Annotated in this window: 28 protein-coding genes; 12 read left to right on the forward strand and 16 right to left on the reverse strand. The window is 66.7% G+C overall.

Features of this window, described 5'->3' with window-relative positions:
- The first annotated feature begins 31 nt into the window (after positions 1–31).
- Positions 32–2,122 carry a phosphate acetyltransferase gene (gene pta, locus HU735_RS07070; RefSeq protein ID WP_062364613.1) on the forward strand — a complete coding sequence of 697 codons (2,091 nt, stop codon included), beginning with the start codon at positions 32–34 and terminating at the stop codon, positions 2,120–2,122.
- A gap of 46 nt (positions 2,123–2,168) precedes the next feature.
- Here the strand turns inward: pta and HU735_RS07075 are convergent, their stop codons facing one another.
- The 3 genes from HU735_RS07075 to HU735_RS07085 form a co-directional block, all read right to left on the reverse strand.
- Positions 2,169–2,888, reverse strand: coding sequence for an OmpA family protein (locus HU735_RS07075; protein WP_028689530.1), 720 nt, complete (start codon positions 2,886–2,888; stop codon positions 2,169–2,171).
- A gap of 95 nt (positions 2,889–2,983) precedes the next feature.
- Entirely contained in the window at positions 2,984–3,625 is a 642-nt protein-coding gene (locus tag HU735_RS07080) for an MBL fold metallo-hydrolase (RefSeq protein WP_050706855.1), read from the reverse strand.
- Between the two features lie 115 nt (positions 3,626–3,740).
- Positions 3,741–4,760, reverse strand: a complete 1,020-nt coding sequence (locus HU735_RS07085; protein WP_050706856.1) for a Glu/Leu/Phe/Val dehydrogenase dimerization domain-containing protein — start codon at positions 4,758–4,760, stop codon at positions 3,741–3,743.
- Positions 4,761–4,883: 123 nt separating this feature from the next.
- On the opposite strand from HU735_RS07085, the gene HU735_RS07090 reads away from it, so the two are divergent.
- Positions 4,884–5,690 carry a tetratricopeptide repeat protein gene (locus HU735_RS07090; RefSeq protein WP_186712935.1) on the forward strand — a complete coding sequence of 269 codons (807 nt, stop codon included), beginning with the start codon at positions 4,884–4,886 and terminating at the stop codon, positions 5,688–5,690.
- On the opposite strand, the gene HU735_RS07095 is transcribed toward HU735_RS07090, so the two are convergent.
- The 4 genes from HU735_RS07095 to hmgA are packed head-to-tail and all read right to left on the reverse strand — an operon-like array spanning position 5,679 to position 10,319.
- Entirely contained in the window at positions 5,679–7,028 is a 1,350-nt protein-coding gene (locus HU735_RS07095) for an aromatic acid/H+ symport family MFS transporter (RefSeq protein WP_186712936.1), read from the reverse strand. The genes HU735_RS07090 and HU735_RS07095 overlap by 12 nt on opposite strands.
- A 51-nt stretch (positions 7,029–7,079) precedes the next feature.
- On the reverse strand, positions 7,080–7,709 hold the full coding sequence (gene maiA / locus HU735_RS07100; protein WP_186712937.1) for a maleylacetoacetate isomerase: 630 nt from the start codon (positions 7,707–7,709) through the stop codon (positions 7,080–7,082).
- Between the two features lie 12 nt (positions 7,710–7,721).
- Positions 7,722–9,014, reverse strand: a complete 1,293-nt coding sequence (gene fahA / locus HU735_RS07105; RefSeq protein WP_186712938.1) for a fumarylacetoacetase — start codon at positions 9,012–9,014, stop codon at positions 7,722–7,724.
- Between the two features lie 3 nt (positions 9,015–9,017).
- Positions 9,018–10,319 (reverse strand): homogentisate 1,2-dioxygenase, encoded by a 1,302-nt coding sequence (hmgA, locus tag HU735_RS07110; protein WP_050706861.1) that lies wholly within the window; start codon positions 10,317–10,319, stop codon positions 9,018–9,020.
- A gap of 189 nt (positions 10,320–10,508) precedes the next feature.
- Between hmgA and HU735_RS07115 the strand changes: the two genes are divergently transcribed.
- Positions 10,509–11,291 carry an IclR family transcriptional regulator gene (locus HU735_RS07115; RefSeq protein ID WP_186712939.1) on the forward strand — a complete coding sequence of 261 codons (783 nt, stop codon included), beginning with the start codon at positions 10,509–10,511 and terminating at the stop codon, positions 11,289–11,291.
- A gap of 292 nt (positions 11,292–11,583) precedes the next feature.
- Here HU735_RS07115 and HU735_RS07120 read toward each other — a convergent pair whose 3' ends face one another.
- From HU735_RS07120 to HU735_RS07135, 4 genes are all read right to left on the reverse strand, one after another.
- On the reverse strand, positions 11,584–12,498 hold the full coding sequence (locus HU735_RS07120; RefSeq protein WP_186712940.1) for an SDR family oxidoreductase: 915 nt from the start codon (positions 12,496–12,498) through the stop codon (positions 11,584–11,586).
- A gap of 116 nt (positions 12,499–12,614) precedes the next feature.
- A complete protein-coding gene (locus tag HU735_RS07125; RefSeq protein WP_186712941.1) occupies positions 12,615–13,520 on the reverse strand; it encodes an alpha/beta hydrolase in 906 nt (301 codons plus the stop codon).
- Between the two features lie 173 nt (positions 13,521–13,693).
- The gene (locus HU735_RS07130; RefSeq protein WP_028689844.1) at positions 13,694–14,380 is read right to left on the reverse strand and encodes an LrgB family protein; all 687 of its coding nucleotides are present in this window, start codon (positions 14,378–14,380) and stop codon (positions 13,694–13,696) included.
- Entirely contained in the window at positions 14,370–14,756 is a 387-nt protein-coding gene (locus tag HU735_RS07135; RefSeq protein ID WP_186712942.1) for a CidA/LrgA family protein, read from the reverse strand. Before HU735_RS07135 ends, HU735_RS07130 begins: the two co-directional genes overlap by 11 nt.
- Before the next feature lie 102 nt (positions 14,757–14,858).
- Between HU735_RS07135 and HU735_RS07140 the strand changes: the two genes are divergently transcribed.
- On the forward strand, positions 14,859–15,746 hold the full coding sequence (locus HU735_RS07140) for a LysR family transcriptional regulator (RefSeq protein WP_186712943.1): 888 nt from the start codon (positions 14,859–14,861) through the stop codon (positions 15,744–15,746).
- A 55-nt stretch (positions 15,747–15,801) separates the two neighbouring features.
- Here HU735_RS07140 and HU735_RS07145 read toward each other — a convergent pair whose 3' ends face one another.
- Complete coding sequence (locus tag HU735_RS07145; RefSeq protein ID WP_050706868.1) at positions 15,802–16,257, reverse strand: flavodoxin; 456 nt, start codon at positions 16,255–16,257, stop codon at positions 15,802–15,804.
- Between the two features lie 184 nt (positions 16,258–16,441).
- On the opposite strand from HU735_RS07145, the gene HU735_RS07150 reads away from it, so the two are divergent.
- The 5 genes from HU735_RS07150 (at position 16,442) to HU735_RS07170 (ending at position 19,199) form a co-directional block, all read left to right on the forward strand.
- Positions 16,442–17,065 carry a hypothetical protein gene (locus HU735_RS07150; protein ID WP_186712944.1) on the forward strand — a complete coding sequence of 208 codons (624 nt, stop codon included), beginning with the start codon at positions 16,442–16,444 and terminating at the stop codon, positions 17,063–17,065.
- A 148-nt stretch (positions 17,066–17,213) separates the two neighbouring features.
- Positions 17,214–17,786, forward strand: a complete 573-nt coding sequence (locus HU735_RS07155; RefSeq protein WP_186712945.1) for an antibiotic biosynthesis monooxygenase — start codon at positions 17,214–17,216, stop codon at positions 17,784–17,786.
- A gap of 76 nt (positions 17,787–17,862) precedes the next feature.
- Entirely contained in the window at positions 17,863–18,555 is a 693-nt protein-coding gene (folM, locus tag HU735_RS07160) for a dihydromonapterin reductase (RefSeq protein ID WP_028689850.1), read from the forward strand.
- A gap of 13 nt (positions 18,556–18,568) precedes the next feature.
- Positions 18,569–18,865: a DUF1244 domain-containing protein gene (locus HU735_RS07165; protein WP_050706872.1), complete on the forward strand. Its 297-nt coding sequence runs from the start codon at positions 18,569–18,571 to the stop codon at positions 18,863–18,865.
- Entirely contained in the window at positions 18,858–19,199 is a 342-nt protein-coding gene (locus HU735_RS07170; protein WP_028689852.1) for a HopJ type III effector protein, read from the forward strand. The genes HU735_RS07165 and HU735_RS07170 overlap by 8 nt, the downstream gene beginning before the upstream one ends.
- A 70-nt stretch (positions 19,200–19,269) precedes the next feature.
- Here the strand turns inward: HU735_RS07170 and HU735_RS07175 are convergent, their stop codons facing one another.
- The 4 genes from HU735_RS07175 to HU735_RS07190 all read right to left on the reverse strand — a co-directional run bounded on the left by HU735_RS07175 (position 19,270) and on the right by HU735_RS07190 (position 23,420).
- A complete protein-coding gene (locus tag HU735_RS07175; RefSeq protein ID WP_186712946.1) occupies positions 19,270–20,178 on the reverse strand; it encodes an alpha/beta fold hydrolase in 909 nt (302 codons plus the stop codon).
- 171 nt (positions 20,179–20,349) lie between these two features.
- Entirely contained in the window at positions 20,350–21,036 is a 687-nt protein-coding gene (locus HU735_RS07180; protein WP_186712947.1) for an N-acetyltransferase, read from the reverse strand.
- Between the two features lie 167 nt (positions 21,037–21,203).
- Positions 21,204–22,403 (reverse strand): enoyl-ACP reductase FabV, encoded by a 1,200-nt coding sequence (fabV, locus tag HU735_RS07185; protein ID WP_186712948.1) that lies wholly within the window; start codon positions 22,401–22,403, stop codon positions 21,204–21,206.
- 165 nt (positions 22,404–22,568) lie between these two features.
- A complete protein-coding gene (locus HU735_RS07190) occupies positions 22,569–23,420 on the reverse strand; it encodes a LysR substrate-binding domain-containing protein (RefSeq protein ID WP_186712949.1) in 852 nt (283 codons plus the stop codon).
- Between the two features lie 134 nt (positions 23,421–23,554).
- Between HU735_RS07190 and HU735_RS07195 the strand changes: the two genes are divergently transcribed.
- The 3 genes from HU735_RS07195 to HU735_RS07205 are packed head-to-tail and all read left to right on the forward strand — an operon-like array spanning position 23,555 to position 26,595.
- The gene (locus HU735_RS07195; RefSeq protein ID WP_186712950.1) at positions 23,555–24,604 is read left to right on the forward strand and encodes an agmatine deiminase family protein; all 1,050 of its coding nucleotides are present in this window, start codon (positions 23,555–23,557) and stop codon (positions 24,602–24,604) included.
- Positions 24,601–25,497, forward strand: coding sequence for an N-carbamoylputrescine amidase (aguB, locus tag HU735_RS07200; RefSeq protein WP_110736916.1), 897 nt, complete (start codon positions 24,601–24,603; stop codon positions 25,495–25,497). Before HU735_RS07195 ends, aguB begins: the two co-directional genes overlap by 4 nt.
- Before the next feature lie 3 nt (positions 25,498–25,500).
- Complete coding sequence (locus HU735_RS07205) at positions 25,501–26,595, forward strand: extracellular solute-binding protein (protein WP_186712951.1); 1,095 nt, start codon at positions 25,501–25,503, stop codon at positions 26,593–26,595.
- The last annotated feature ends 2 nt before the right edge of the window (positions 26,596–26,597 follow it).

Raw genomic sequence — 26,597 nt, forward strand, 5'->3', positions numbered from 1 at the left:
TTCCTTGCACCGCTTATTTCGAGAAGCACGCATGCAGACATTTTTCATCGCGCCGACCGACTTCGGCGTCGGCCTGACCTCCATCAGCCTGGGCCTGGTGCGCACCCTGGAGCGCGCGGGGCTCAAGGTCGGCTTCTTCAAGCCGATCGCCCAGCCGCACCCCGGCGACACCGGCCCGGAGCGGTCCAGCGAACTGGTCGCCCGCACCCACGGCATCAAGCCACCCACGCCCCTGAGCCTGGGCCATGTCGAGCGCATGCTCGGTGACGGCCAGCTCGACGAACTGCTCGAGGAAATCATCCGCCTCTACCAGCAGGCCTGCGTCGGCAAGGACGTGGTGGTGGTCGAGGGCATGGTGCCGACCCGCCACGCCAGCTATGCCGCCCGGGTCAACCTGCACCTGGCCAAGAGCCTGGACGCCGAGGTGATCCTGGTATCGGCACCGGAGAACGAGGTACTGAGCGAGTTGTCGGGCCGCGTCGAGCTGCAGGCCCAGCTGTTCGGCGGCCCGCGCGACCCGAAGGTGCTCGGGGTGATCCTCAACAAGGTGCGCACCGACGAAAGCATGGCCGACTTCGCCACGCGCCTGCGCGAGCATTCGCCGCTGCTGCGCGGCAACGACTTCCGCCTGCTCGGCTGCATCCCCTACCAGGCCGAGCTCAACGCCCCGCGAACCCGCGACGTGGCCGAGCTGCTCGGTGCCCAGGTACTCAACGCCGGCGACTACGACCAGCGGCGCATGAGCAAGATCATCATCTGCGCCCGCACCGTGGCCAATACCGTGCCGCTGCTGACCTCCGGCACCCTGGTGGTGACGCCGGGCGACCGCGACGACATCATCCTCGCCGTGTGCATGGCCGCGATCAACGGCGTGCCCCTGGCGGGCCTGTTGCTGACCAGCGACAGCAAGCCCGACCCGCGCATCCTCGAGCTGTGCCGCGGCGCCCTGCAGGCCGGCCTGCCGATCCTGTCGGTGAGCACCGGCTCCTACGACACCGCCAACCAGCTCAACTCGCTGAACCGTGAGATCCCGGTGGACGACCGCGAGCGCGCCGAGTTCATCACCGACTTCGTCGCCAGCCAGCTGGACGCCGCCTGGCTGCACCAGCGTTGCGGCACGCCACGGGAACTGCGCCTGTCGCCGGCGGTGTTCCGCTACCAGTTGATCCAGCGCGCCCAACAGGCCAACAAGCGCATCGTCCTGCCGGAGGGCGCCGAGCCCCTGCTGGTGCAGGCCGCCGCCCTGTGCCAGGCCCGTGGTATTGCTCGCTGCGTGCTGCTGGCCAAGCCCGAGGACGTGCAGGCCGTGGCCCGCGCCCAGGGCATCAGCCTGCCGCCGGACCTGGAGGTGCTCGACCCCGAGCTGATCCGTGGCCGCTATGTCGAACCGATGGTCGAGCTGCGCAAGAGCAAGAACCTCAACGCGCCGATGGCCGAACAGCAACTGGAAGACCCGGTGGTGATCGGCACCATGATGCTGGCCCTCGGCGAAGTGGACGGCCTGGTCTCCGGCCTGGTGCACTCCACCGCCAATACCATCCGCCCGGCCTTGCAGCTGATCAAGACCGCGCCGGGCAGCAGCCTGGTGTCATCGGTGTTCTTCATGCTGTTCCCCGACCAGGTGCTGGTCTACGGCGACTGCGTGATGAACCCGCACCCCAGTGCCGCGGAGCTCGCCGAGATCGCCCGGCAGAGCGCCGAGTCCGCTGAATCGTTCGGCATCGCGCCACGGGTGGCGATGCTCAGCTATTCCAGCGATTCGGCGGCCAGCGACGAGGAGGTCGAGAAGGTGCGCGAGGCCACGCGCCTGGCGCAACAGGCCGAGCACGACCTGCTGATCGACGGGCCGTTGCAGTACGATGCCGCCGCCAACCCCGAGATAGCCCGGCAACTGGCGCCGTCGAGCCCGGTGGCGGGACGCGCCACGGTGTTCGTGTTCCCCGACCTGAACACCGGCAACACCACCCACAAGGCGGTGCAGCGCAGCGCCGACTGCGTCAGCCTCGGGCCGATGCTGCAAGGGCTGCGCAAGCCGGTCAACGACCTGCCCCGTGGGGCGCAGGTGGACGATATCGTGCATACCATCGCGTTGACGGCGATCCAGGCCAGTACCGAGCGCTGAAAACTGATGGGGCTGCGAAGCAGCCCCATCTGTTCAGAACTACAAATTATGGGTACTGCTGCACAGTCCCCTGCTGGTCATACTGCTGACCCGGGATCGGCTTCAGGTTGACCTCGACCCGGCGGTTCTGCGCACGGCCATTGGCGTCGGCGTTGCTGGCGATCGGCTGGTCCGGCCCCATGCCACGCACGCTGACCCGCGACGAATCCACGCCTTGGGAAGTCAGGTAGGTGCTGACCGCCTGGGCACGGCGCTGCGACAGGTCCATGTTGTGCTGGCGGCTGCCGGTGCTGTCGGTGAAGCCCACCACCTCGATGGTGTTCTGGTTGAACTGCTTGAACGAGTTGGCCAGGTTGTTCAGCGGCGAGTAGAAGCTTGGGGAGATGTTCGCCGAATCAGTGGCGAAGGTGATGTTGCCCGGCATGATCAGCTTGATCTGATCGCCCTGGCGCTGCACCTCGACGCCAGTGTTGGCCATCTTGGCCCGCAGCTCGGCTTCCTGCTTGTCGGCGTAGTAGCCGTAGCCGGCGGCGGCGGCGCCCACCGCGGCGGCGCCGATCAGCGCGCCCTTGCCGCGGTTGTTGTGATCGATGGCGGCACCGGCGATGGCGCCGGCCAGCGCGCCCAGGCCACCGTACTTGGCGGTCTTGCTCATCCCTGTGGAGCCCTGTGCCTGGCCCTGGTTGTCATACGGGTTGGGGCTGGCACAACCGGACATCAGGGCTGCAGCGGTAGCGACGATAATCAGACGACGCATGGTGAACATGGACAAGCTCCTACTGAAATTCAAAAGTGCAGCGGATCGCCTACGGATCTATGCCAGCCTTGGATTGCAGCGCAGCGGAAAAATTCCATGAAACCTCAGGCACGCACGAACGGATTCTCGCGCATCTCGTCGCCGAGGCGGGTGTCCGGGCCATGACCGGTCACCACGATGGCTTCCTCATCCAGGCGGTACAGCCGTTCCTTGATGGAACGAACGATAGCCCGCTGATCGCCACCCCACAAATCGGTGCGCCCGACGCCACGGCGGAACAGGGTATCGCCGGCGATCAGCAGCTTGTGCTCGGCGAACCAGAAACTCATCGAGCCCGGCGTATGCCCTGGGGTGTGCAAGGCCACGCCGCAACCGCAGGCCAGCTCCTCGTCATCGCTCAGCCAGCGATCCGGCGACGGCACCGGCGTGTAGGGCATGCCGAACATCTGGCACTGCATTTCCAGGTTTTCCCACAGCGGCTGGTCGGCCTTGTGCAGGTGCAACGTGGCACCGGTCAGTTCCTTGAGCTTGCCCGAGGCGAGGAAATGGTCGAAGTGGGCATGGGTGTGGATGATGCTCACCAGGGTCAGGCCGTGGTGCTGCAGGCGGGCGAGGATCTTCTGCTCGTCGCCGCCCGGATCGACGACGATGGCCTTCTTGCTCAGCGGGTCGCCGATCAGGGTGCAGTTGCACTGCAGCGGGCCGACGGGAAAGGTTTCACGAATAAGGGTGGGTAATGGATTCATGTCTACCTGGGAACATCACAGATGACGACCGCTCGGAGTCGCCCTGCGCAATAAGACGGAGGTCCTTTCGATGGTATTGAGGAACGATCTTCACCACAAGCCGCCGGTCCGAGCCTCAGCCATACAGCAACCGCTCCGCCAACATCTGCGCCACCCTTGCCGGCGAGCGTTTTTCCGCCTGGGCATGGGCGAACACCTCGGTCAGGCGCGTGGGAATTCGCGCCAGGTGCGCGGTGATGGTGCCCACGGCCTCACCCCGATGAGTCAACGCCACATAGATCAACCCGCCCGCGTTGATCACGTAGTCCGGCGCGTACAGGATCCCCCGACTCTCCAGCTGGTCGGCCACCTGCAAGGTGGTCAGCTGGTTGTTCGCCGACCCGGCCACCGCCGCGCAGCGCAGCTGCATCACGCTCTGCCCGTTGAGCACCGGCCCCACGCCACAGGGCGCGAAGATGTCGCACGGGGTGCTGATCAAGGCCTCGTGGGCCACCGGGTGGGCACTGAACTGCTCCACCGCCAGGCGCACCTTGCCCGGGTCCAGGTCGCTGACCAGCAACTCGGCGCCCGCTGCATGCAGTTGCTCGGCCAGGGCATAGCCCACGTTGCCCAGGCCCTGCACCGCCACCCGCAGGCCCTCCAGGTTGTCGCTGCCCAGCCGGGCCATGGAGGTGGCGCGAATGCCGGCGAACACGCCCATGGCCGCATGGGGCGACGGGTCGCCCGAGGCGGTGGTGCTGGTCACGTAGGGAGTGGACTGGGCGATGCAGTCCATGTCGAGGGTCGAGGTGCCGCTGTCCACCGCCGTGATGAAACGCCCCTGGAGGCTGTCGACGAAGCGGCCGAAGGCCTCGAACAGCGCCGCGCGGTTTTCCACGTGCGGATTGCGCACGATCACCGCCTTGCCACCGCCCATCGGCAGCCCGGCCAGGGCCGCCTTGTAGCTCATGCCCTGGGCCAGACGAATGGCGTCGGTCATGGCGCTCTCGTCGTCGGCATAGGGCAGGTAGCGGCAGCCGCCCATGGCTGGGCCCAGCTGTTCGCTGTGGATCACCACCACGGCCTTCAGGCCCGTGGGCGGGTCGATGAACAGGTGCAGTGACTGGGCGCGGGTGCTTTGCATGAGCTCGAACATAGACGGGCTCCCCAAAGAGGTGCTGCTACCAGTATAAACAGGTCGAGGCCGGACACCGCACGGGCGGACCACTGGACGAAAAGCCGCGCCAGGGCTACAAGTTAAGCGTGATGGAGAGGTCCCATGAACCCACGCCAAGCCTGCCTGGCCTGCCTGGAACGCGAGCCGGTCGCCCTGCTGGAGGCCGCCCTGTGGATCGCCGCCGAGCATGATGGCACTGTCGACCCCACGGCCGGCCTGGCCCGGCTGCACGAACTGCAACGCGACATCAGCACCAGCCTGCCGATACTGCCGCTCAACGAGTTGGCCCAACCCTTGCTGCGCCAGCTCAACGCCCTGGGCTTCCAGCAGGACGAGTACCACCCGCTGCGACCGCAGGCGGCCCTGATGGACAAGGTGCTGCAGCGCCGCCGCGGCCAGCCGTTGCTGCTGGCCATCCTCGCCCTGGAACTGGCCCACCGTCTGTCGATCCCGCTGGAGGGCGTCAACTTTCCCGGCCACTTCCTGCTGCGCGTACCCGGCGCCGATCATCTGCTCGACCCCTGCGGGGGCCGACGCCTCTATCCCAGCGACTGCCGCGAACTGCTCGCCCGTCAGTACGGCCCGCAGATGCCGCTGAGCGCCGAGCACCTGCGCAGCGCCTCGCCGATGCAGATGCTCCAGCGCCTGTCGCGCAACCTGCGCCAGCTGCATACCAGCAACGACAACGACCTGGCCGCGCTGGTCGATGCCGAACGGGTCATGCAACTGGGCCCGGTGCAGGTCAGCGACTACCTGGCCCGCGCCACGCTGTACCAGCACCTGGACTGCCTCCAGGCCGAACGCTTCGACCTGGAGCACGCCCTGCTGCTGACCGACGACCCGCTGCAGCGCCTGAAACTCAGCGAACGCCTCGGTCAGTTGCCCAGCGGCAAGCGCTCAATCCATTAGCGCTTCACCCTTGGGCGCCACTTCACGTGGCCGTGGCGCCCGCACCTGGCTGACCAGCAGCGCCCCAAGCAATGCCGGGATGGCGCAGAAGAAGAAGATCTGTTCCACCGGCATGTGCAAGGTCAGCAGCAGACTGCCCAGCAGCGGCCCGAGGATCGAGCCGAAGCGCCCGACGCCCAGCGCCCAGCCGGTACCGGTGGCGCGCACCTGGGCCGGGTAGAAGTTGCTGACGAAGGCATTGAGCGTCAGCTGGCCACCGATGATGCAGAAGCCTGCGGCGAATACGCTAGGCACCAGCCAGCGCGGATCGTCGTGGTTAAGGCCGACCAGCACGCTGAATACTGCCGCCCCAAGCAATACGCCAGCCAACAGGTGGGCCTTGTTCTTCATTCGGTCGGCGCACCAGGCCAGGCACACCGCGCCGAAGGTCCCGGCGAACAGGAACAGCGAAGTGACCAGGTTGGCCTGGTTCAACGCCAGCCCGCTTTCCTGCAACAGCGACGGTAGCCAGCTGATCATGAAGTACAACAGGATCAGGCTGACGAAGAAGGTACCCCACAGCAGCAAGGTCGGCCGGGCGAAACCGTCGCGGAACAACGCCATCATGGTGAGCTTGCTATCCGCTGGCTCATCGGTGGCGACCTGCGTCGCCGGCACCTGCCAGCCCGGCAGCAGGCGGGTGGTAATCCTTTGCAACCGGGCATACGGCGGCGCATCGCGCAGCAGGCGCGGCAGCGACTCGGGCAGGTACAAGGCCAGGAACGGGAACAACAGCAGCGGCGCCACGCCGCCGGCAAGGAACACCGCCTGCCAACCGTAATGGTCGATGAAGCCCGCGGCAACGAAGCCCCCCGCCGCGCCGCCCAGAGAGAAGCCGCAGGCCGCCAGGGTGACCATCAGGGTGCGCAGTCGAGGCGGCGCGTAGTCGGCCATCAGCGCCATGGCGCTGGGCATGGCGCCGCCCATGCCGATGCCGCAGAGAAAGCGCGCCAGCATCAGGCTGTCGAGGGAGGAGGCGAACACCATCAGCACCGTCAGGCTGGCGTACAGCAGCACGCAGCACAGCAGCACCCGGCGCACGCCGAAGCGGTCGGCCAGTGGCGTCAGTGCCAGCGAACCGACCGTCAGCCCCAGCAGGTTGGCGCTGAACACCGGCCCGAAAGCGGCCTTTTCCAACCCCCAGTCCTGGGCCAGCGCGGGGATCACATAACCCAGCACCTGGGCGTCATAACCATCGGTGACCAACAGCAGGATCAACAGCAGCAGCAGGCGCCACTGGTAGGGTGACACCGGGCGCGCGTCGAGCGCCGCGCGAAAGCTGGCTATCTGGTTGTGCATCGCAAGGTCCCTGTCTTTTGTTGTTATGAGTGCAGGTGCGGGCGGTGGCGATCAGTCGGGCGTGTCGGGCTGCCTCGCCGGGTGGGCCTGGTGGAAGGCCGGGTGCTGCTCGGCCAGGGCGGCCACCCGGCGAATGCGCGGGTAACCACCAAGGTCGATGTTGAAGCGCTCGGCCGCGTACAGCTGCGGGATCAGGTAGACGTCGGCGAGGCCCGGCGTCGCCCCGAAGCAGAAGCCCTCATCGCCGATCAATTGCTCGACCGCCGCCAGCCCCTGGCTGATCCAGTGGCCGATCCACTGGTTGACCTGAGCCTCGTCGTGCCCCAACTGACGCAGCTGGTTGAGCACGCTGACGTTGTGCAATGGGTGGATATCGCAACCGATGATCGCCGCCACGCCGCGCACCCTGGCCCGGGCTTCAGGTCCACGGGGCAGCAGTGGCGTTTGGGGGAAGGCTTCCTCCAAATACTCGATGATCGCCGGCGACTGCACCAGCAGCTCGCCGCTCTCCAGGCGCAGGGCCGGCACCCGGCCCTGGGGGTTGATCGCCAGGTAGTCCGCGTCGCGCTGCTCGCCCTTGAGCAGGTTTACCGGCAGGGCCTGGTAGTCCAGGCCCTTGAGCGCCAGGGCGATGCGCACCCGATACGACGAGGTGGAGCGGTAGTAGGTGAACAGTTCCATCGCCCTGCCCCCTCAGTTGGCCGCGACGATGGTGCCACGGCACTCGCCGAAGCCGATGCTGGCCACGCCCTCGCGCACGCAACGGGCACGCAGGATGATCTCGTCACCGTCCTCGAGGAACTTGCGCACCTCGCCGCTGGCCAGTTCCACCGGGTGCTTGCCGCCCTCGGTGATCTCCAGCAGGCTGCCGAACGAACCCGGCGCGGCGCCCGACAGGGTGCCCGAGCCGAACAGGTCGCCCGGTTGCAGCTGGCAGCCGTTGACGCTGTGGTGGGCAACCATCTGCGCCACGGTCCAGTACATGCTGCGGGTGCTGCTCAGGGTCAGGCGATGAGCCGGCAGGTTCTGCTCGCGCATGCGCTCGGTCAGCAGCAGCACTTCCAGCTCGATGTCGAAGGCGCCGGCGGCCTGGTCGCGCTTGTCCAGCAGGTACGACAGCGGCTGCGGGTCACCCTCCGGACGGGACGGCTGGGCGCAGCGGAACGGCTCCAGGGCCTCGGCGGTGACCACCCACGGCGACACCGTGGTGATGAAGCTCTTGGACAGGAACGGGCCCAGCGGCTGGTATTCCCAGGCCTGGATATCCCGCGCCGACCAGTCGTTGAGCAGGCAGAAGCCGGCCACGTGCTCGGCGGCATCACCCACCGGGATCGGCTGGCCCATGTCGTTGCCCTGGCCGATCCAGATGCCCAGCTCCAGCTCGTAGTCCAGGCGCGCGCAAGGGCCGAAGCTCGGCTCGGTCTGGCCCGCCGGGAGGGTCTGGCCCTTGGGGCGGCGTACATCGGCGCCGGAGGCACGGATGGTCGAGGCGCGGCCGTGGTAGCCGATCGGCACATGCTTGTAGTTGGGCAGCAGCGGGTTGTCCGGGCGGAACAGCTTGCCGACGTTCTTGGCATGCTCGATGCCAACATAGAAGTCGGTGTAGTCACCGATCTTCGCCGGCAGGTGCAGTTGGCATTCGCTGGCCGGGTACAGCGCGGCCTTCAGCGCAGCCTGGTGCTCGCTACCCTCGCCCAGCAGTGCCAGCAGGCGCTCGCGCAGGGCCACACGGGCCGTACGGCCGAGGGCGAAGAAGGCGTTCAGCGCGCCACCTGCGGTGGCTTCGACGGCGGCCTTGGCCGCGCCGTCGAACAGGCCGGCGGCCAGCACGGCCTCAAGGTCGAGGATCGCGTCGCCGATGGCCACGCCGCAACGTGGCGCCTGCCCTGGACGGCTGAAGATGCCCAGGGGCAGGTTCTGCAGCGGGAAGTCGCGGTGCCCGTTGGCGTGCTCGACCCAGCTGCGGGCAATGGCGGTGTGGTTCATCGGTTATCTCCGGTTCGGGTTGAAGGTGCTCGGCAAGGTGGCCCAGCAACTATCGTAGTCGGCCTGCAACTGCGGGCTTTCGAGGGCCTGGCGGCTCGGACGCAGCACCTGGCTGGTCTCGAACATGAAGGCCATGGTGTTGTCGATCTTGTGCGGCGCCAGGTCCACCGAGATGGCCTTGTCGCAGGTCTCGGCGTCCGGACCGTGGGCGCTCATCACCCCGTGCAGCGAAGCGCCGCCGGGCAGGAAGCCTTCGGCCTTGGCGTCGTAGGCGCCGTGGATCAGGCCCATGAACTCGTTCATCAGGTTGCGGTGGAACCATGGTGGACGGAAGGTGTTCTCGGCCACCATCCAGCGCGGCGGGAAGATCACGAAGTCCATGTTGGCCATGCCGTGCACGCTGGTGGGCGAGGTCAGCACGGTGAAGATCGACGGGTCGGGATGGTCGAAACTGACCGTGCCGATGGTGTTGAAGCGGCGCAGGTCGTACTTGTACGGCACGTTGCTGCCGTGCCAGGCAACCACGTCCAGCGGCGAATGCTGCAGCTCGCAGGCCCAGTGTTCGCCGAGGAACTTCTGCACCAGCTGCACCGGGCCGGTGCTTTCTTCGTAATGGGCGACCGGGGTGAGGAAGTCACGCGGGTTGGCCAGGCCGTTGCTGCCGATCGGGCCGAGGTCCGGAATGCGCAGCGGCGCGCCGTGGTTCTCGGCGATGTAGCCACGGGCCTGGGCATCGAGCAGTTCGACACGGAATTTCATGCCCCGCGGGATCACCGCGATCTCCAGCGGCCCGACTTCGAGCACGCCCAGCTCGGTGGCGATGCGCAGGCGACCTTGTTCAGGCACCAGCAGCAGCTCGCCGTCGGCATTGAAGAACACCCGCTCCATGGAACGGTTGGCGCGGTAGATGTAGATGCTCACGCCGGCCGGTTTCTCCGATGCCGAGTTGGCCACCATCGGCAGCCAGCCATCGATGAAGTCGGTCGGCTCGGACGGGATCGGCTGGGGGCTCCAGCGCAGGCGATTAGGGTTGATGGCGCCCAGCGCGCCGGTCAGCGGCTGGCGCTCCAGGCGCTCGAAGCGCGGGTGCAGCGCCGACGGGCGGATGCGGTACAGCCAGGTGCGGCGCAGTTCGCTGCGGGTCATGGTGAAGGCAGTGCCCGACAGCAGCTCGGCGTACAGCCCGTAGGGGGCCTTCTGCGGCGAGTTCTGCCCGACCGGCAGGGCGCCGGGCAAGGCTTCGCTGGCGAATTCGTTGCCGAAGCCGCTCAGGTACTCGAGTTCAGGGGAAGTGTCGCGGGTCATCGGTGCCTCCGGGCTGCTGGGAGCCGTTGCGGGCAGCTGGCTGCGGGCCCGATCCTGAAACCGGCACCAAGGGCAGCAGCGCGTCTGCATTGTTTTTATCGTAATCAGATTACGAATAACGTAATTTGCCCGTGCGCAGTCGTCAAGCTATAAAGGCGCCACCCCAAGAAATCCGCATAGAAGTCCCCCATGGCCAAAGCCAGCAGCAACGCCGACAACGGCAAACAGAAGGTCCGCTCGGCGGAAGTCGGCACCGACATCCTCAAGGCCCTGGCCGAGCTCTCCCCCTCGACCTCGCTGTCGCGCCTGGCCGAGCATGTCGAGATGCCGGCGAGCAAGGTGCACCGTTACCTGCAGGCGCTGATCGCCAGTGGCTTCGCCGAGCAGGATCCGGCCACCAACCACTACGGGCTGGGCCGCGAGGCGTTGCGGGTGGGCATGGCGGCCCTGGGCAGCATCGATGTGCTGAAGGTGGCCGCGCTGCCGCTGTCGCAGCTGCGCGACGAGCTCAACGAAAGCTGCTTCATCGCCGTGTGGGGCAACCAGGGCGCGACCGTGGTGAGCATCGAGCCGGCGGTGCGGGCGGTGACGGTGGTGACCCAGATCGGCTCGGTGCTGCCGTTGCTGAGTTCGTCCACCGGCCTGGTGTTCGCGGCGCATCTGCCCGAGCGGGAGACCGTGGAGCTGCGCGACCAGGAACTGGCCACGCTCGGCCAGACGGCGGCCGACTATGCGCCCCTGCTGGAGCAGATCCGCCAGCGCGGCCTGCACCATGTGCACGGGTTGCTGATGCCGGGGGTGGATGCGCTGTCCGCGCCGGTGTTCAACGCCATGGGCCAGATCGCCGCGGTGATGACCGTGGTCGGGCCGACCTCGATCTTCCATGCCGACGAGCACGGCCCGGCTGCCCGGCGCCTGCTCGCCGCCACCCAGGCCACCAGCTGGCGGATGGGATACGGTGCGGATCAGTGAAAGGGCTTACAAAGCATTACGGATTTTCACTGCACAGGCTGGCTATAGTCCGCCTTGCACTTTTACCCGAAACGTAAAGGTGAATGTCATAAGCCGCTATTTTTCCCACGGGATCAAGCGCTTATTCTGATCTCACTGGCCGGCACGAAGGGCTCTCCCCCCGCCTTTCGGGCCCGCCCAGGTTCACCGACGTTGATTTTGAAGCTCCTTGATCTAACGTCTCGATTGGCCGCTGCGATTGCAGCGGCCTTTTTTATTTGTGCAAGAATCGAGCATCAGAAGTTGGCGCGCCTCAACCCAACGGATACTTCTGCAGGTTCGCCATCATCTGCTGCAACGCCTGCAGGCTGTCCTGCGGATGCCCGGCGCCCTCGAAGTCGCCGATCCGCGCCCAGTTGTCCGCCACCTGCTCGGGCGTGAACCCTTCCCGCGGATCGAACCCCACGCCCTGGCTGCGCTCCCAGCGCACCTTGCCGACCCAGCCGCCGCCCACCTCGAACAGCTCGCCGCTGTCCTGGCACTGATCGCTCCCCAGGTACACCACCAGTGGGCTGATCAGCTCGGGTTGCAGCCGCTCGAACACCTGCGGCGGGATCAGCCCCTCGGTCATGCGCGTGCCGCCGGTCGGAGCGATGGCGTTGACCAGGATGCCGTGCTTGCGGCCCTCGATGGCCAGGGTGCGGGTCAGCCCGTAGAGGCCGAGCTTGGCCATGCCATAGTTGGCCTGGCCGAAGTTGCCGTAGATGCCCGAGGTGGACGAGGTGAAGATCACCCGCCCCCAGTTCTGCGCCCGCAGGTGCGGCCAGGCGGCGTGGGTGACCTTGTAGGCACCCTCGACATGCACGCGGTAGACCAGCTCCCAGTCGCTGTCCTCCATCTTGTGGAAGGTCTTGTCGCGCAGGATGCCGGCGTTGTTGACCAGCACATCGACGCGGCCGTAGGTGTCCAGGGCCTGCTCGACGATGCGTGCGCCGTCGGTGACCGAATCATGGTTGGCGATCGCCGAACCGCCCGCGGCGCGGATCTCCTCCACCACGCGGTCGGCCGCCGAAGCATTGGCGCCTTCGCCATGGGTCGACCCGCCCAGGTCGTTGACCACCACGTGCGCGCCGCGCGCGGCGAACAGCAACGCATGGGCCCGGCCCAGGCCGCCACCGGCCCCCGTGACGATCACCACTCGATCCTGCAGACGTACTGGTTCGCTCATGCTCAAGGCTCCTGGCAATGAAGGGATGCAACGCAGTCTCCGCCAGCCGCCGGGGCCGGGCAATCAAGCGCACCGTGGCGAATGCCGCCCGATAACGCCCGGCGATGATCGCCCGGTCAGGACCAGGCGACCTTCAGCGGCACATAGCTCATCGGTTGTTCACGAAAGGCCAGGTAGTGGCGCAGCACCTGCACCGGCGCCTCGGTATGCGGGTAATGGCCGATGCCCTGCAGCACCACGGTATCCGGCTCCGGCACCAGTTCGCGGTAGCGTTCGACCATGTGCGCGCCGGACAGCGGATCCACCGCGCCATTGATGAAGCGCAGCGGCACGCCCGGGCGTTGCAGCGCCGCGACCCAGCGTTCGCGCTGGGCCCTGCGCTCGGGCAGGAAGCTGATGAGCCGATGCAGGATGCGTGGGCCGCGATTGGAGGCGATCAGGCTCCAGTAGTCGTCCAGGGCACTTTCACTGGGATGGGTGCAGGGGCCATAGACCTGGGTGACATTGCGCACCAGGTCGTCGCGCCCGAACGATCGCCCGACCAGCCAGCCCAGGCGGCTGAGCAGCAGCTTCTGCACCAGCAGCACACGGCAGCTCTCAGGGAACAGCCCGCTGTTGAGGAACACGCAACTGGCCACCTCGAGCCGCTGCTCGTGGTGCCTGGCCAGCAGTTCCTGGGCGACGCTGCCGCCGTAGTCGTGGGCCAGCAGGTGCACCGGCTGGTTGATGTGCAGGTGTGCCAGCAACGCCTGCTGCAGGTCGGCCTGCTCGAGCAGGCTGTAGTTGTGGTCCGCAGGCTTGGCCGAGTCGCCGAAGCCGAGCATGTCGCAGGCCACCACGCGAAAGCGCTGGGTCAGGGGTGCCCACAGGTAGTGCCAATCCCAGCTGGCCGTGGGGAAACCGTGAAGCAATAGCAGGGGCTCTCCTTGCCCTGCCGTCCAGTAGCGGATGCTCTGGCCCCGGAAGGTGAAACCCTGGCTCCGGGTGCGCCAGACGCACAATGGAATCTCGGCCAGTGGCATCACGGTCGTCCCGGTGGATAAGTGTCGGAATAGGGCAAGGCTGCGTTCATTGCATGTCACCTCGGCACATACATGTGCTCTCTATGTCGAGGCTCAGTCTAGAAGCCTATACGAAGGTGATAAGTCGCCTTGGCAGCCAGCCTGATGACCGTGCGAGTCAGTGGCACGAACGGTCAGATCAACTTCATCAGCAGCGGCGCCGCCAGCAGGTTGAGCAACCCGGTCAAGACCATGACCAGGCCGGCCACCGAGCCCTCCTCGCGGCCGACCTCCTGGGCCCGACTGACGCCCGCGCCATGGGCGCCGACGCCGAACAGCGCGCCCCGCGCCAACGGTGTGCGCAGCGGCAACCAGCGCAACAGGATGCCGCCGAACATCGCCCCGAGCACGCCGGTGAACATCACGAACACCGCCGTCAGTTCCGGCACGCCGCCCAGGTCCTGGGCCACCGGCATGGCGAACGGCGTGGTGATCGAGCGCGGCAGCAGCGACAGGCTGACCGCCTCGTCCAGCGCCAGCAAATGCGCCAGCGCCCAGGAGCTGCCGATCGAGGCCACGCTGCCGGCCAGCATGCCCACCAGCAGCGCCGGCCAATGCCGCGCCAGCAATGCCCGTTGCTGCCAGATCGGCACCGCGAAGGCGACGGTGACCGGGCCCAGCACGCCCATCAGCCAGTGGGTGTTGCGGGCGTACTCGGCGTAGGCGGTGTGCAGCGGCACGGCCACCGCCAGCAGCAGCGCGGGTACCAGGATCAGCGGCGACAGCAGGTAGCGCCCGCTGCGCCGGTACAGCCAGCGGCTGCCCAGGTAGGCACCCAAGGTCAGCGCCAGCCAGAACAGCGGCATGGGTTCAAGGCTCATGGCGCAACCTCCAGCGGCACACCAGTTCCACGGTCAGCGCGGTGACCACCATCACCAGCAGGGTGCTCAGGGCGATCACCAGCAGGATGCGCCAGCCTTCGCTGCGCAGCAGGCTGCCGTAGTCCAGCAGGCTCATCAGCGCCGGGATGAAGAACAGCAGCATCTCGGCCATCAGCCAGCCGGCGCCCAGTTGCAGGGTGGCCGGCTTGAGCACGCCGCAGGCGAACAGCACCAGCAGCAGCGCCAGGCCCATCACCCCGGCGGGGATCGGCCAGGCCAGCCAGGCGGCCAACTGGCCACCGATCAGGAACAGGGCCAGCAGCACCGCCAGCTCGGCGAGCAGGCGCAGGGTTTTCTTCAGCAATGCAGGATTCATGGGCGGGGGTTCCTCGACAACACGCCCATTGTAGAAGTCGCATACCTAGGCCAGAAGCGAATTGTTAGACTGACAGCCATTCCAGAATGGAATCGAGCGATCATGGAATTCAAACAACTGCGCAGTTTCATCGAAGTCGTCCACAAGGGCGGCTTCACCCAGGCGGCGACCACCCTGCACATCAGCCAGTCGGCGGTGAGCAAGCAGGTCGCCCAGCTGGAACAGGCTATCGGCCAGCCGTTGCTGGAGCGCCAGGGTTCGCAGTTGCTGCTGACCGCCGCCGGACGCATCGTCCTCGAGCGGGGCGAGGCGCTGTTGCGCCAGCGCCAGGAACTGCAAAGCGAACTGGACGACCTCAGCCAGATGGCCCGCGGCGAGCTGCGCCTTGGCCTGCCGCTGCTGGGCAGCGACGCGCTGTTCGCCGGATTGTTCGCCGAGTACCGGCGACGGCATCCGAACATCTCGATCCAGCTGCTCGAAGGCGGCAGCCGCATGGTCGAGCAGGCGGTGAGAAATGGCGAGCTGGAACTGGGCGGCAGCCTGACGCCGAGCGACCCGGCGTTCGACTACCAACCCTTTTGCAACGAGCCGCTGGAGGCCCTGCTGCCCGCCGGCCACGCGCTGGCCGGGCAAGCCGACGTCGCCCTGGCGCAACTGGCCGACACGCCGTTCCTGCTGTACCAGCGCAGCTTCGTGTTGAACGATCGCTTGCTCAGTGCCTGCCAGCAGGAGGGCTTCACGCCCAGGGAAGGCGGACGCAGCGGCCAGGCGGACTTTCTCGCCGCGCTGGTGGCGGCCGGTCAAGGCGTGGTGCTGCTGCCGGCGATCGTCGCGCGGGCGCTGGAGCGGCCCGGGGTGGTGCGTTTGCCGTTGCGGGCGCCTGAGTACCTGCGTTGGGACATCGCCTTCATCTGGCGGCGCGGGGCGTACCTGTCGCGGGCGGCGCAGGCGTGGCTGGCGTTGTTGCGCGAACATGCAGCCATGCGTTGAGGCGACCGACCCTATCGCTGCGACTTGCCCCGCGATAGGGTCGGTCCAGGCAACATCAGCCTTTAAGGACAGCCACAAACTCCGCCAGCCACGGCTCGGCATCGGTCTCCGGCGTCACCGTCTCGCTGGCATCGAGCCGCAGCATCGGCAGCACCTCGTTCACCCCCAGCTCGGCAAACAGCTCGCGCATCTGCTCGCCGCCGCCGCAGTAGGTATCGCCATAGCTCGAGTCGCCCAGGCCGATCACCGCCCCAGGCAAACCGCGCCAGGCCGCCGGCAGCACATCGCGAATGGTGCTATACAGCGGCATCAGGCTGTCGGGCAGCTCACCCATGCCAGTGGTCGAGGTCACCGCCAGCAGCGCATCCGGGGCGAAGCCCTCGATGTCCTGCAGGGTGGCGCGGGCGGCGTGCCAGGCTTCAAGGCCGGCGGCCTTGAGCAGCGACTCGGCGTGACGGGCGACTTCTTCGGCGGTGCCGTAGACCGAACCGGAAATAATGGCGACTTTCATCGGGTGAGGATTCCGAAACTGAGTGAAAACGTAGGATACTAGCACTCGACAGTGGCAAAAGGCCGCCTATGCCTAAAGTCACACGCTTCAGGATTATCCGACGAATGACCGGAACGAAGCGTATTGCCTACTGTCGACAGCCGTGAAGAAATCGCCCTTACCGATCGCCCCTTCGAGTTCGACCATGCAAGCAGACGCCCTACTCTCCCAGGACGAACTGGATTTCATCCAGGACATGCAGCATTCGCCCCAGCTGAACCTGGCCGACCCCATGTCGAGCCTGCTGGTCAATGGTGACCGTCGTCTGAAGGACCTGCTCACCCGCCTGGTGGCCAACGAGCAGGTGACCCTGCAGGCCAGCTTCAACAACCAGCAGTTGAGCTTCCCCCTGCAACTGGTCGAGGACGAATTCCACGCCCTGCACCTGCAACTGGGCTCGCCGGACATCTATGAGGACGGCCCCATGCTGCGGCCCTGGCGCCTATCGCTGGAGCGGCCGAGCGCCCTGCTCGACGACCATGGCCAGGCCAGCGACCTGTGGGTGCGGGATATCTCGTTCAAGGGCGTGCTGCTGGAAGTCCGTGGCCGGCGCGAGGCACCGTCCCACTTCAAGCTGCGCTTTGCCGCCGCGGATATCCCGCCGATCGGCCTGCATGGCGTGCTGCGCCGGCGCATCGGCCCGCGCTTGGCCGCCTATGACCTGTCGCACAGCCCGGCCGAAGAAATCGAACGCCTGCGCGAGTACATCCTGCAGGCCCACCGCCAGGCCCACCCCGAACTGCACGCCCAGGCTCCCGCCGCCTGCTGACGACCGTCCAGCCGCTGAAACTGACCGGTCATGGGTGATCGCGCATAATCTGCGCCCGATTCTTGCAAGCACGCCTGCGCCGCCCACCACCCCGGGCCGCATGCCAAGGGGCCGGCTACCCGCCAGCCCCGTCGCCAGGAGATACACGATGTCTACCCCACCCGTCACCCTGATGGTGTCGCGCCGCGCCGCCTGTGGCCGCTACCAGGACCTGCTGGCCTGGCTGCATGAAGGCGAGCAGCTGGCCACCGACTTCCCCGGTTACCTGGGCTCGGGCATCCTCGCGCCACCGGCGGAGGGCGACGAATTCCAGATCATCTTCCGCTTCACCGACGAGCAGACCCTGCACGCCTGGGAGCATTCCGCCTCGCGCCGAGCCTGGCTTGAGCGCGGTGACGGCCTGTTCGAACGCCCCAAAGAGAGGCGCGTGAGCGGCATCGACGACTGGTTCGGCACCAACATGGTGCAGAAACCGCCGCGCTGGAAACAGGCCACGGCCATCTGGCTGGCGTTCTTCCCGGTCTCGCTGCTGTTCAACCTGCTGTTCGGCCACTGGCTGGCAGCGCTGGAACTGCTGCCCCGCGTGCTGCTCAGCACTCTCGCCCTGACCCCCTTGATGGTGTACCTGTTCATCCCGCTGTCCACCCGCCTGCTGGCCGGCTGGCTGAACGCCGCGCCGCCTGCCCCGAGTGACCGCGCCCAGGGGCTGCGCAGCCGCTGAGGCACAGGCTCGCAAGGCCGCGCAGTTCGGGTATGCTGGGGCATCACGCACGGACAGACGAACAGACCGCCCGCACATGAACAGCCCAATCCTCATCACCGGCGCCAGCCAGCGCGTCGGGCTGGCCCTGGCCCTGGAGCTGGCCCAGGCCGGCCATACGGTGGTCAGCGCCAGCCGCAGCCTGCATCCCCAGGCGGCCCACCCGAACATCCGGCAGTTCCAGGCCGACCTGACCCGCAGCGAAGACCGCCAGGCCCTGATCGACCACCTGCACGGCCACTACGACGGCCTGCGCGGGATCATCCACAACGCCTCGTTGTGGCTCGACGATGGCCTGGACAACCTCGACACCATGTTCCGCCTGCACGTCGAGGCGCCCTACCACCTCAACCTGGCCCTCGGCGAGTGGCTGAACAAGGTGGACAAGGCCGATATCATCCACATCTGCGACGAGACCTCCTCGCGCGGCAGCAAGAGCCATATCGGCTACGCCGCGACCAAGGCCGCGCTGCAGAACATGGTGCTGTCGTTCGCCGAAAAGTACGCGCCCAAGGTGCGCGTCAACGGTATCCTGCCGGGCCTCCTGATCCTCAAGGAAGGCGGCGACGAGCAATACCGCCAGCAGACCCTGAAAAAGGCCCTGCTCGAATTCGAACCCGGCGCCCGCCCGCTGATCGACGCCGTGCTGTTCCTGCTCGAAAGCCAGTACAGCACCGGCAGCCAGGTGGTCATCAACGGTGGCCGCCATCTGAAGAACCGCATGACCTGAAGAGACACCGCCCATGACCCCGCAACAACAGCTCGAACTCGAAGCCGCCGCGTTCCGGCGCCTGGTCGACCATCTGCAGAAGCGCACCGACGTGCAGAACATCGACCTGATGAACCTCTCCGGCTTCTGCCGCAACTGCCTGTCGAAATGGCTCAAGGCCGCCGCCGACGATCGCCAGATCGAGCTGAGCCTGGACGATGCCCGCGAGCAGGTGTACGGCATGCCCTACGCCGAGTGGAAAGCCCAACACCAGAAAGAAGCCAGCGCCGAGCAACAGGCGGCGTTCGAACAAGGAAAACCTCGTGACTGACCTGAACACCCTGCGCAGCAGCCTCGCCAGCGGCGAACACGTGTTCGCCGACACCCTGGCGTTCATCGCCGCGAACTACAGCTACCAGCCCCAGGCCTTCGACAACGGCGACGTGCACAACGCCGCCGGGCAGAACGAAGGTTCGTGCAAGACCCTGGGCCTGGCGCTGCTGGAAGGGCTGAGCGACCAAGAGGCGTTGCTGGCCTTCGGCGAGCACTACCGCAGCGTGGTGGCCACCCCCGAGGGCAGCGACCATGGCAACATCCGTGCGCTGATCAAGCATGGGCTGGCCGGGGTGAAGTTCACCGCCCAGCCGCTCGCGCGCCTGGCCTGACTTCGCGTCTCGCCCATCGCGGGGCAAGTCGCGGCGTTGCGCCGATGCGACCTGCCCCGCGAAGGGGCCCTCAACTGATAACGCTACCCGGTACCAGGCCCTCCAACTGCCCTTCTCGTAGCCACCCCAGCGCAATCGGCCACAAACTTTCACGAAACCGATCGTGAAAGAACGCGAAATGCCCGATCTCCTCCACCGAGATATCCACAGGCGCCACCCGCAGGTGCCGACGCTCGGCCTTCTGCAGATACCCCAACAACCGCTCGGTGGCCGCCACCGTGCCGAATGGATCGTCAGTCAGGCTGACGGCCAGGGTCGCCGCCCGCACCTGTTCGAACGGCACCGCCTCGAGCAGGCGCCCGCTGGGGCGGTGCTCGTAGCGCGGCGTGCGGGTGCTCCAGTCGTGCACGACACCGGCCGGGGTATCCTCCAGCCAGCCCAGGCGCTTGCCGGGGAAGTAGCCGAACACCCGGGTCAACAGCGGCATCAGCACATGCCATTTGCCGAACAGCTGCCAACGCTGCTCCGCCGCATAGTCACGCCAGTAGGCGAACTGCGCCCCCACCAGCACCGCATGGCGCACCTGCCCCGCCGACGGCGCCAGCCCCAGCGCCCAGCCGCCGAAACTGTGGCCGACTACATGCACCGGCTGGCCCGGATGCTCGGCGGCGGCCAGTTGCAGCATCGCCTCGAAGTCCAGCCGCCCCCAGTCGCTCCAGGACGCCTGGAAACCGCGCAGCGTGGCCGGGCGCGATTCGCCGATGCCACGGTAGTCGTAGGTGAGCACGTCGAAGCCCTGGGCGAACAGGTAGTCAGCGAATCGCGAGTAGTAACGACAGCGCACCGAGGTGGCGGCGTTGATGATCACCAGTGCTCGCCCTGGATCGGGCTCGGCGTGGCGCCAGCGGAACCCGCCGAGGCTGTAGCCGTCAGCGGCGACATGACGAAAGGCACAGGCGGGTTGGGTGAGGCTGCTCATGGCGCGCTCCCTGCGGCGTCGCGCCATGCTGGCGGACGGGCTGTTGTCGTGCGCCCACGCTAGCAAGAAAATCGGTGCCTGTACCGGCCCTATCGCGGGGGGGGGGGGGGGGGGGGGGCGCGGGGCCCCCCCCCCCCCCCCCCCCCCCCCCCCCCCCCCCCCCGCGATAGTTCAAGCAGTCGGCAAGGCTCGCGCCACGCCCGGCTTGCGCAGCACCGCCAGGCGCGAGCCATCGTAGCGGGTCTCGCGGAACAGCTTCCAGCGGCCGAACAGGCCGTACACATGCATCACCCGTCCCTGCTCGTGGTAGCCCATGCGCAGGTGCAGCTTCATGGCCGGCACATTGTGGGTCTCCACCACGTCCACCACCTTGTGGCAGCCCTTCTCCCGCATTGTGTTCCACAGCTCGACCTGGGCCGTCACCGACAGCTCGCTGCCGAAGTAGGGCCGGGTCATCTCGCCGCCGAACTCGAAGAATTCGCCCGGTTTCACCGGAAAGGTGCAACCGTAGTAGTGCTTGTCGTGATAGTCGACCACGCTGGCCCAGATGAAGGCCACGGCGTCGCCCTGCTCGTCCAGGTACATGTGCCCGGTGTGCCCTGCGGCGGCCAGTTCACGCATGGTCTCGACACGGTCGCCGAAATTCGCGGCGAAGGCGTCGGCGTTGGCGGTGGTGATCTGCACCAGGGTGACCGGCGTGTGGGCCTTGAGGCTGTAGGGAGGCACCGGACTGATCAGGTCGCGTTCCATCCACAACAATTCCCAGTGGAAAAACACGTAACGTTCGAACAAGGTCTTGAAGGTGCGCTTGAGGCCCTTCTGGCGAATGCGTTCTTGTAGTTTTTGCAGCGCGCCCATTGCTCCCTCCTCGGCCCCGGCGGAATTGCCAGGCCAATAGCTGGGGTATAGATCAGGCGGAGGGTGCCCATGGCCAAGGGCCATTGGAGGATTTGTTTCAGAATATTAACAAGTCGTCGGCGGGAACCGCGCAGCCGTCATCAACGGCTGCGCGGTCAAGGACTTGCTTACAGCTCGATGCAGTCGAACCGTACGTCGGTGGCCACGTCTTCGTCGTAGTTGACGTCAGCGCGCTCGAAGCCGAACAGGTTGAGGAACTGCTTCTTGTAGCCCGCGTAGTCGGTCAGCTCGAACAGGTTCTCGGTGGTGACCTTGGGCCACATGGCACGGCAGGCGTCCTGCACGTCATCACGCAGTTCCCAGTCGTCCAGACGCAGGCGGCCTTCGTCGTCCAGGGCAGCCGGCGCACCGTCCGCACGGTACATGCGGTCACGGAACATGCGGTCCAGCTGGTGCTGGGTACCTTCGTGAATACCCTTCTCCTGCATGATCTTGAAGACCATCGACAGGTACAGCGGCATCACCGGGATCGCCGAGCTGGCCTGGGTAACCACCGACTTCAGCACCGCAACGTTGGCACTGCCACCGACTTTCTTGCCCAGGCGCTGGGCGGTTTCGTCCAGGTCCTGCTTGGCCTTGCCCAGCGCGCCCTCCCAGTAGATCGGCCAGGTGATGTCGGAGCCGATGTAGCTGAAGGCCACGGTGCGCGCCTGCGGCGCCAGCACGCCAGCGGCGTTCAGGGCGTCGATCCACAGCTCCCAGTCCTGGCCGCCCATGACGGTGACGGTGTCGGCGATTTCCTGCTCGGTGGCCGGCTCGATGCTGGCCTCGATGATGGTGTCCTTGTTGGTGTCGATGGCGGTCGACTTGTACGGCTGGCCGATCGGCTTGAGCGCCGAGCGGATCACTTCACCGGTCTGCGGCAGCTTGCGCACCGGCGAAGCCAGGGAGTAGATGACCAGGTCGACCTGGCCGCCCATTTCGTTCTTGATCAGCTCGATGACCTTGGCGCGGGCTTCGTCGGAGAAGGCGTCACCGTTGATCGACTTGCTGTACAGGCCTTCGGCCTTGGCGAACTTGTCGAAGGCGGCGGCGTTATACCAGCCGGCGGTACCGGCCTTGGTCTCGGTGCCCGGCTTTTCGAAGAACACGCCCAGGGTATCGGCCTTGAAGCCGAACGCCGCGGTGATGCGCGCGGCCAGGCCGTAGCCGCTGGAGGCGCCGATCACCAGGACTTTCTTCGGACCATCCTCGCGCACGCCCAGCTTGCGGGTGGCTTCGATCTGGTCACGGACGTTGAGCTCGCAGCCCTTGGGGTGAGTCGTGGTGCAGATGAAACCGCGAACCTTGGGATGAATGATGGCCAATGTCTGTACCTCGTCAGGTTTAGGCTGGGACAGCGCCCGGATTCGGGGCACTGCCGTTTGATCTAGAGGGTGAGACTACCCTCGTGGGATATCCGACACATATTACGAGTTGATCGGATCGATGCAAAACACCAGCGGCCCGCGATAGGGCCGGCACAGGCACCACTAATCCTTTGCCAACGCCGCCTTCAACCACACCAGAAACTGCCGCGCCAACGGATCCTCCTGGCTTTCCCAATGCACCAGGCAGCTCCACACCGGCCCGCGTACGCGCTGTGCCGACAAAGGCCGCAAACGTCCCTCGTCGACCATCCGCTGTGCCAGCAACTGACTGACCAGGGCGATCCCCAGCCCCTCGCCCGCCGCCTCCAGCAGCAGCCCCGGGTCAGAGAAGTTCAGCCCCTTGCCCTGCTGCCCCACCTCCTCGCCGCCCTCCAGTTGCCAGTGACTCCAGTCCATCTCGCGCTCGCCGTGCAAGGTCGTGCGCCCGGTCCCGGGTAACGTCGGGTGACAAGCTGGATACAGCGTGTCCTGGTGTAGCACAGTGAAGCTGCATTCAGCCTGCGGCCCGATATCGTCGCGAATCGCCAGGTCAATGGTCTCGTTGGCCATGTCCGGCACCTCGAAACTGGTGAACAGCCACAGGTCCACATCCGGGTGACGCTGATGGAAATCCGCCAGGCGCGGTAACAGCCAATGCCGGGCAAAGGCCGGGGTGGTATTGACCACCAATTGGTTGGGCTTGCGGTATTGGTCAAGGCGACGAATCCCCACCGCCAGCTGCTGCAGCAAGGCCTGGGTGGTGCTGAGCAGGTCGTGCCCGGCATCGGTCAGGCTGACGCTACGCCCGCTACGGTGAAACAACGGTTGTTCCAGGTAACTCTCCAGGCTGCGGATCTGCTGGCTGATCGCCGACTGGGTGAGGTTCAGGGCCTCGGCGGCCTTGTGGAAGCTGCCCAGGCGAGCGGCAGCTTCGAAGCCGCGCAGGGCGTTGAGCGGGGGCCAGTGTTTGAGCATGCTGATAAGCCTGACTGATCAGAAATACGCTAAATCTATCGTTTGTCGCTCCAGTTTCCCAGCCATAACATGGGCAGCAACACCCGCGACGGCGGGCTTCGTTGATAAAAATCCCTAATAGATCGGAGTTCACTATGACCCTGTCCCGCGACAGCGGCTGGCGCATGCCTGCCGAATGGGCCCGCCACGCCGCCACCTGGATGATCTGGCCACACAACAAGCCGCTGTGGGAGTCGGGCTGGGGCGTGACCCTGGCCGACGTGCAGCGCGACTATGCCCGCGTGGCCGCCGCCATCGCCCGCTTCGAGCCGGTGAAGATGGTGGTCGATCCCTCGGCCATGGCCATTGCCCGCGAACTGTGCGGCCCCGGCATCGAGCTGGTCGAACTGGCCGTCGATGACAGCTGGTGCCGTGACAGCGGCCCGACCTTCCTCATCCACCCGCAGCAGGGCGTGGCCGGCCTGAGCTGGCGTTTCAACGCCTGGGGCGACAAGTCCGAGCACGGCAAGGACCGCAGCCTGGCCCGGCGTATCCTCGATCATCTCGGCCTCGAAGGCCTGAGCACCCCGCTGTGCAACGAAGGCGGCGCCATCCACGTCGACGGCGAAGGCACGCTGATCACCACCGAGTCGGTGCTGCTCAACCCCAACCGCAACCCGGGCCTGAGCAAGGCTGACTTCGAGGACTGTTTCGCCCGCCTGCTGGGCATCCGCAAGACCATCTGGCTGCCGGGTGACCCACAGTACGTCACCGGCGACATGACCGACGGCCATGTCGATGGCGTGTGCGCCTTCGCCCGTCCCGGCGTGCTGCTGGTGGACGCCACCCACGACCAGGGTTCGGTGTACGCCGAAGTGGCCCGCGAGAACCGCCGCGCCCTGGAGCTGGCCACCGATGCCCAAGGCCGCTCGTTCGAGCTGCTCGACCTGTACGAGGCCACGGCGGCCGTGGATACCGAGGCCGAGGTGTTCTGCGCCTCGTACACCAACTTCTACCTGGCCAACGGCGCGGTGATCATGCCCGCCTACGGCATCGACGCCGACCAGGCCGCCGCCCAGCAACTGGCCCTGGCCTTCCCCGGCCGCGAAGTCGTGCCGGTACGCATCGACCACATCGCCCACGGCGGCGGCGGCATCCACTGCATCACCCAGCAGCAGCCGGCCTGGCAGGGAGCGCGCCCATGAGCACCTTGCGCATCGCCACCACGCAGATGGCCTGCAGCTGGGACCTGGCCGCCAACCTCGAGCGCGCCGAGCAGCTGGTGCGCCAGGCCGCGGCCCAGGGCGCCCAGGTGATCCTGTTGCAGGAGCTGTTCGCCACCCCGTACTTCTGCATCGAGCAGTGCCACAGCCACCAGGCCCTGGCCCAGGACTACCACGACAGCCCGCTGCTCAAGCGCTTCGCCGCCCTGGCCAAGGAGCTGGGCGTGGTGCTGCCGCTGAGCTGGTACGAGCGCGCCGGCAATGCCTTCTTCAACTCGCTGACCGTGGCCGACGCCGACGGCCGCCTGCTGGGGGTATACCGCAAGACCCACATCCCCAACGCCATCGGCTATCAGGAAAAGGAATACTTCAGCCCCGGCGACACCGGTTTCAAGGTCTGGGACACTGCCTTCGGCCGCCTGGGCATCGGCATCTGCTGGGACCAGTGGTTCCCCGAAACCGCCCGCTGCCTGGCGCTGATGGGCGCCGAGGTGCTGCTGTTCCCCACCGCCATCGGCTCGGAGCCGGGCGCCGCCGAGCTGGACTCGCGTGACCATTGGCAGATGGCCATGCGCGGCCACGCCGCCGCCAACCTGCTGCCGGTGGTGGCCGCCAACCGCGTCGGCCATGAAGTGGCGCGCAGCGACGACAACCTGTCGATGCGCTTCTACGGCTCGTCGTTCATCTGCGACCACAAAGGCGCGATGCTGCAAGAGGCCGACCGCGACAGCAGCGGCGTGTGGCTGCATGACCTGGACCTGGAACGCATGCGCGAGGACCGCTTGACCTGGGGCATCTACCGCGACCGTCGCCCCAGCATGTACGCGCCGTTGCTCAGCCTGGACGGCCGCACCCCACAGACCGCGAGGGCCTGAACCATGCCAAGCCGTCCATCGAAACTGCTCGCCATCGCCGCCCTGCTGGCCTGCGCCAGCGTCGCCCAGGCCGAGCAGGATGCCCTGCGCCTCTACAACTGGGCCGATTATTTTGCCGAGGACACCCTCAAGCGCTTCACCGCCGAGACCGGCATCCCGGTGATCTACGACGTCATGGACGGCAGCGAAGTGCTCGAGGCCAAGCTGATGTCCGGGCGCAGCGGCTACGACCTGGTGTTCCCCGGCGACACCGTGGCCGAACGGCTGATGCGCGCCGGCAGCCTGCAGGCCCTGGACCGCAAGCAACTGACCGCGCTCGACGATATCGAGCCCGGCCTGCGCCAGCTGCACGACCGCTACCCCAAGGCCAGCCAGGCCACCGTGCCCTACACCTGGGGCACCATCGGCCTGACCATGGATGCGAAGAAGATCCGCGAGCGCATGCCCGACGCCCCGCTGGACAGCCTCGACCTGCTGTTCAAGCCGGAGCTGGCGGCCAAGTTCGCCGACTGCGGCATCTCGATGATCGACTCGCCCGACGAAGTGCTGGCCGTGGTGCTCCACTACCTGGGCCGCGAGCCGCGCAGCGCCAAGCGCGAGGACCTGGCCGCCGCCAGCGAGCTGCTCAAGGGCATCCGCCCGTATGTGCGCAAGCTGCAGTCGCAACCGGTCACCGAGCTGGTCAATGGCAACACCTGCCTGTCGCTGGGCTACAGCGGCGACGTGATCCAGGCCCAGCGCACCGCCGAGGCCGCCGGCAAGGCCATCGACTTCCAGTACCGCGTGCCCCGCGAAGGCACCACGGTGTGGATGGACACCATGGCCATCCCCGCCGACGCCAAGCACCCGGAATACGCCTATCGTTTCATCAACTTCGTCATGCGCCCGGAGAACATGGCCGCAATCAGCAATTTCACCGGCTACCCCACCGCCAGCGCCAAGGCCCGCGCCCTGGTGGATGCGCGCCTGCGTGACAACCCGGACATCTACCTCAGCGATGCCACCTACACCCGGCTGATCCCGGGCAAGGACATCCCCCAGGCCGACATGCGTGCGCGCATGCGTGTCTGGACCCGCTTCAAGACTGCACAGGACTGACC

Origin of the sequence: Pseudomonas sp. BW16M2, from assembly GCF_014268865.1 — a bacterium.
Classification (GTDB): Bacteria; Pseudomonadota; Gammaproteobacteria; order Pseudomonadales; family Pseudomonadaceae; genus Aquipseudomonas; species Aquipseudomonas peradeniyensis.

What these genes read in the sequence shown, in the direction of transcription:
- pta (WP_062364613.1), top strand. Translation starts at nt 32, where the DNA reads ATGCAGACATTTTTCATCGCGCCGACCGACTTCGGCGTCGGCCTGACC.
- HU735_RS07075 (WP_028689530.1), bottom strand. Translation starts at nt 2,888, where the DNA reads ATGTTCACCATGCGTCGTCTGATTATCGTCGCTACCGCTGCAGCCCTG.
- HU735_RS07080 (WP_050706855.1), bottom strand. Translation starts at nt 3,625, where the DNA reads ATGAATCCATTACCCACCCTTATTCGTGAAACCTTTCCCGTCGGCCCG.
- HU735_RS07085 (WP_050706856.1), bottom strand. Translation starts at nt 4,760, where the DNA reads ATGTTCGAGCTCATGCAAAGCACCCGCGCCCAGTCACTGCACCTGTTC.
- HU735_RS07090 (WP_186712935.1), top strand. Translation starts at nt 4,884, where the DNA reads ATGAACCCACGCCAAGCCTGCCTGGCCTGCCTGGAACGCGAGCCGGTC.
- HU735_RS07095 (WP_186712936.1), bottom strand. Translation starts at nt 7,028, where the DNA reads ATGCACAACCAGATAGCCAGCTTTCGCGCGGCGCTCGACGCGCGCCCG.
- maiA (WP_186712937.1), bottom strand. Translation starts at nt 7,709, where the DNA reads ATGGAACTGTTCACCTACTACCGCTCCACCTCGTCGTATCGGGTGCGC.
- fahA (WP_186712938.1), bottom strand. Translation starts at nt 9,014, where the DNA reads ATGAACCACACCGCCATTGCCCGCAGCTGGGTCGAGCACGCCAACGGG.
- hmgA (WP_050706861.1), bottom strand. Translation starts at nt 10,319, where the DNA reads ATGACCCGCGACACTTCCCCTGAACTCGAGTACCTGAGCGGCTTCGGC.
- HU735_RS07115 (WP_186712939.1), top strand. Translation starts at nt 10,509, where the DNA reads ATGGCCAAAGCCAGCAGCAACGCCGACAACGGCAAACAGAAGGTCCGC.
- HU735_RS07120 (WP_186712940.1), bottom strand. Translation starts at nt 12,498, where the DNA reads ATGAGCGAACCAGTACGTCTGCAGGATCGAGTGGTGATCGTCACGGGG.
- HU735_RS07125 (WP_186712941.1), bottom strand. Translation starts at nt 13,520, where the DNA reads ATGCCACTGGCCGAGATTCCATTGTGCGTCTGGCGCACCCGGAGCCAG.
- HU735_RS07130 (WP_028689844.1), bottom strand. Translation starts at nt 14,380, where the DNA reads ATGAGCCTTGAACCCATGCCGCTGTTCTGGCTGGCGCTGACCTTGGGT.
- HU735_RS07135 (WP_186712942.1), bottom strand. Translation starts at nt 14,756, where the DNA reads ATGAATCCTGCATTGCTGAAGAAAACCCTGCGCCTGCTCGCCGAGCTG.
- HU735_RS07140 (WP_186712943.1), top strand. Translation starts at nt 14,859, where the DNA reads ATGGAATTCAAACAACTGCGCAGTTTCATCGAAGTCGTCCACAAGGGC.
- HU735_RS07145 (WP_050706868.1), bottom strand. Translation starts at nt 16,257, where the DNA reads ATGAAAGTCGCCATTATTTCCGGTTCGGTCTACGGCACCGCCGAAGAA.
- HU735_RS07150 (WP_186712944.1), top strand. Translation starts at nt 16,442, where the DNA reads ATGCAAGCAGACGCCCTACTCTCCCAGGACGAACTGGATTTCATCCAG.
- HU735_RS07155 (WP_186712945.1), top strand. Translation starts at nt 17,214, where the DNA reads ATGTCTACCCCACCCGTCACCCTGATGGTGTCGCGCCGCGCCGCCTGT.
- folM (WP_028689850.1), top strand. Translation starts at nt 17,863, where the DNA reads ATGAACAGCCCAATCCTCATCACCGGCGCCAGCCAGCGCGTCGGGCTG.
- HU735_RS07165 (WP_050706872.1), top strand. Translation starts at nt 18,569, where the DNA reads ATGACCCCGCAACAACAGCTCGAACTCGAAGCCGCCGCGTTCCGGCGC.
- HU735_RS07175 (WP_186712946.1), bottom strand. Translation starts at nt 20,178, where the DNA reads ATGAGCAGCCTCACCCAACCCGCCTGTGCCTTTCGTCATGTCGCCGCT.
- HU735_RS07180 (WP_186712947.1), bottom strand. Translation starts at nt 21,036, where the DNA reads ATGGGCGCGCTGCAAAAACTACAAGAACGCATTCGCCAGAAGGGCCTC.
- HU735_RS07190 (WP_186712949.1), bottom strand. Translation starts at nt 23,420, where the DNA reads ATGCTCAAACACTGGCCCCCGCTCAACGCCCTGCGCGGCTTCGAAGCT.
- HU735_RS07195 (WP_186712950.1), top strand. Translation starts at nt 23,555, where the DNA reads ATGACCCTGTCCCGCGACAGCGGCTGGCGCATGCCTGCCGAATGGGCC.
- aguB (WP_110736916.1), top strand. Translation starts at nt 24,601, where the DNA reads ATGAGCACCTTGCGCATCGCCACCACGCAGATGGCCTGCAGCTGGGAC.
- HU735_RS07205 (WP_186712951.1), top strand. Translation starts at nt 25,501, where the DNA reads ATGCCAAGCCGTCCATCGAAACTGCTCGCCATCGCCGCCCTGCTGGCC.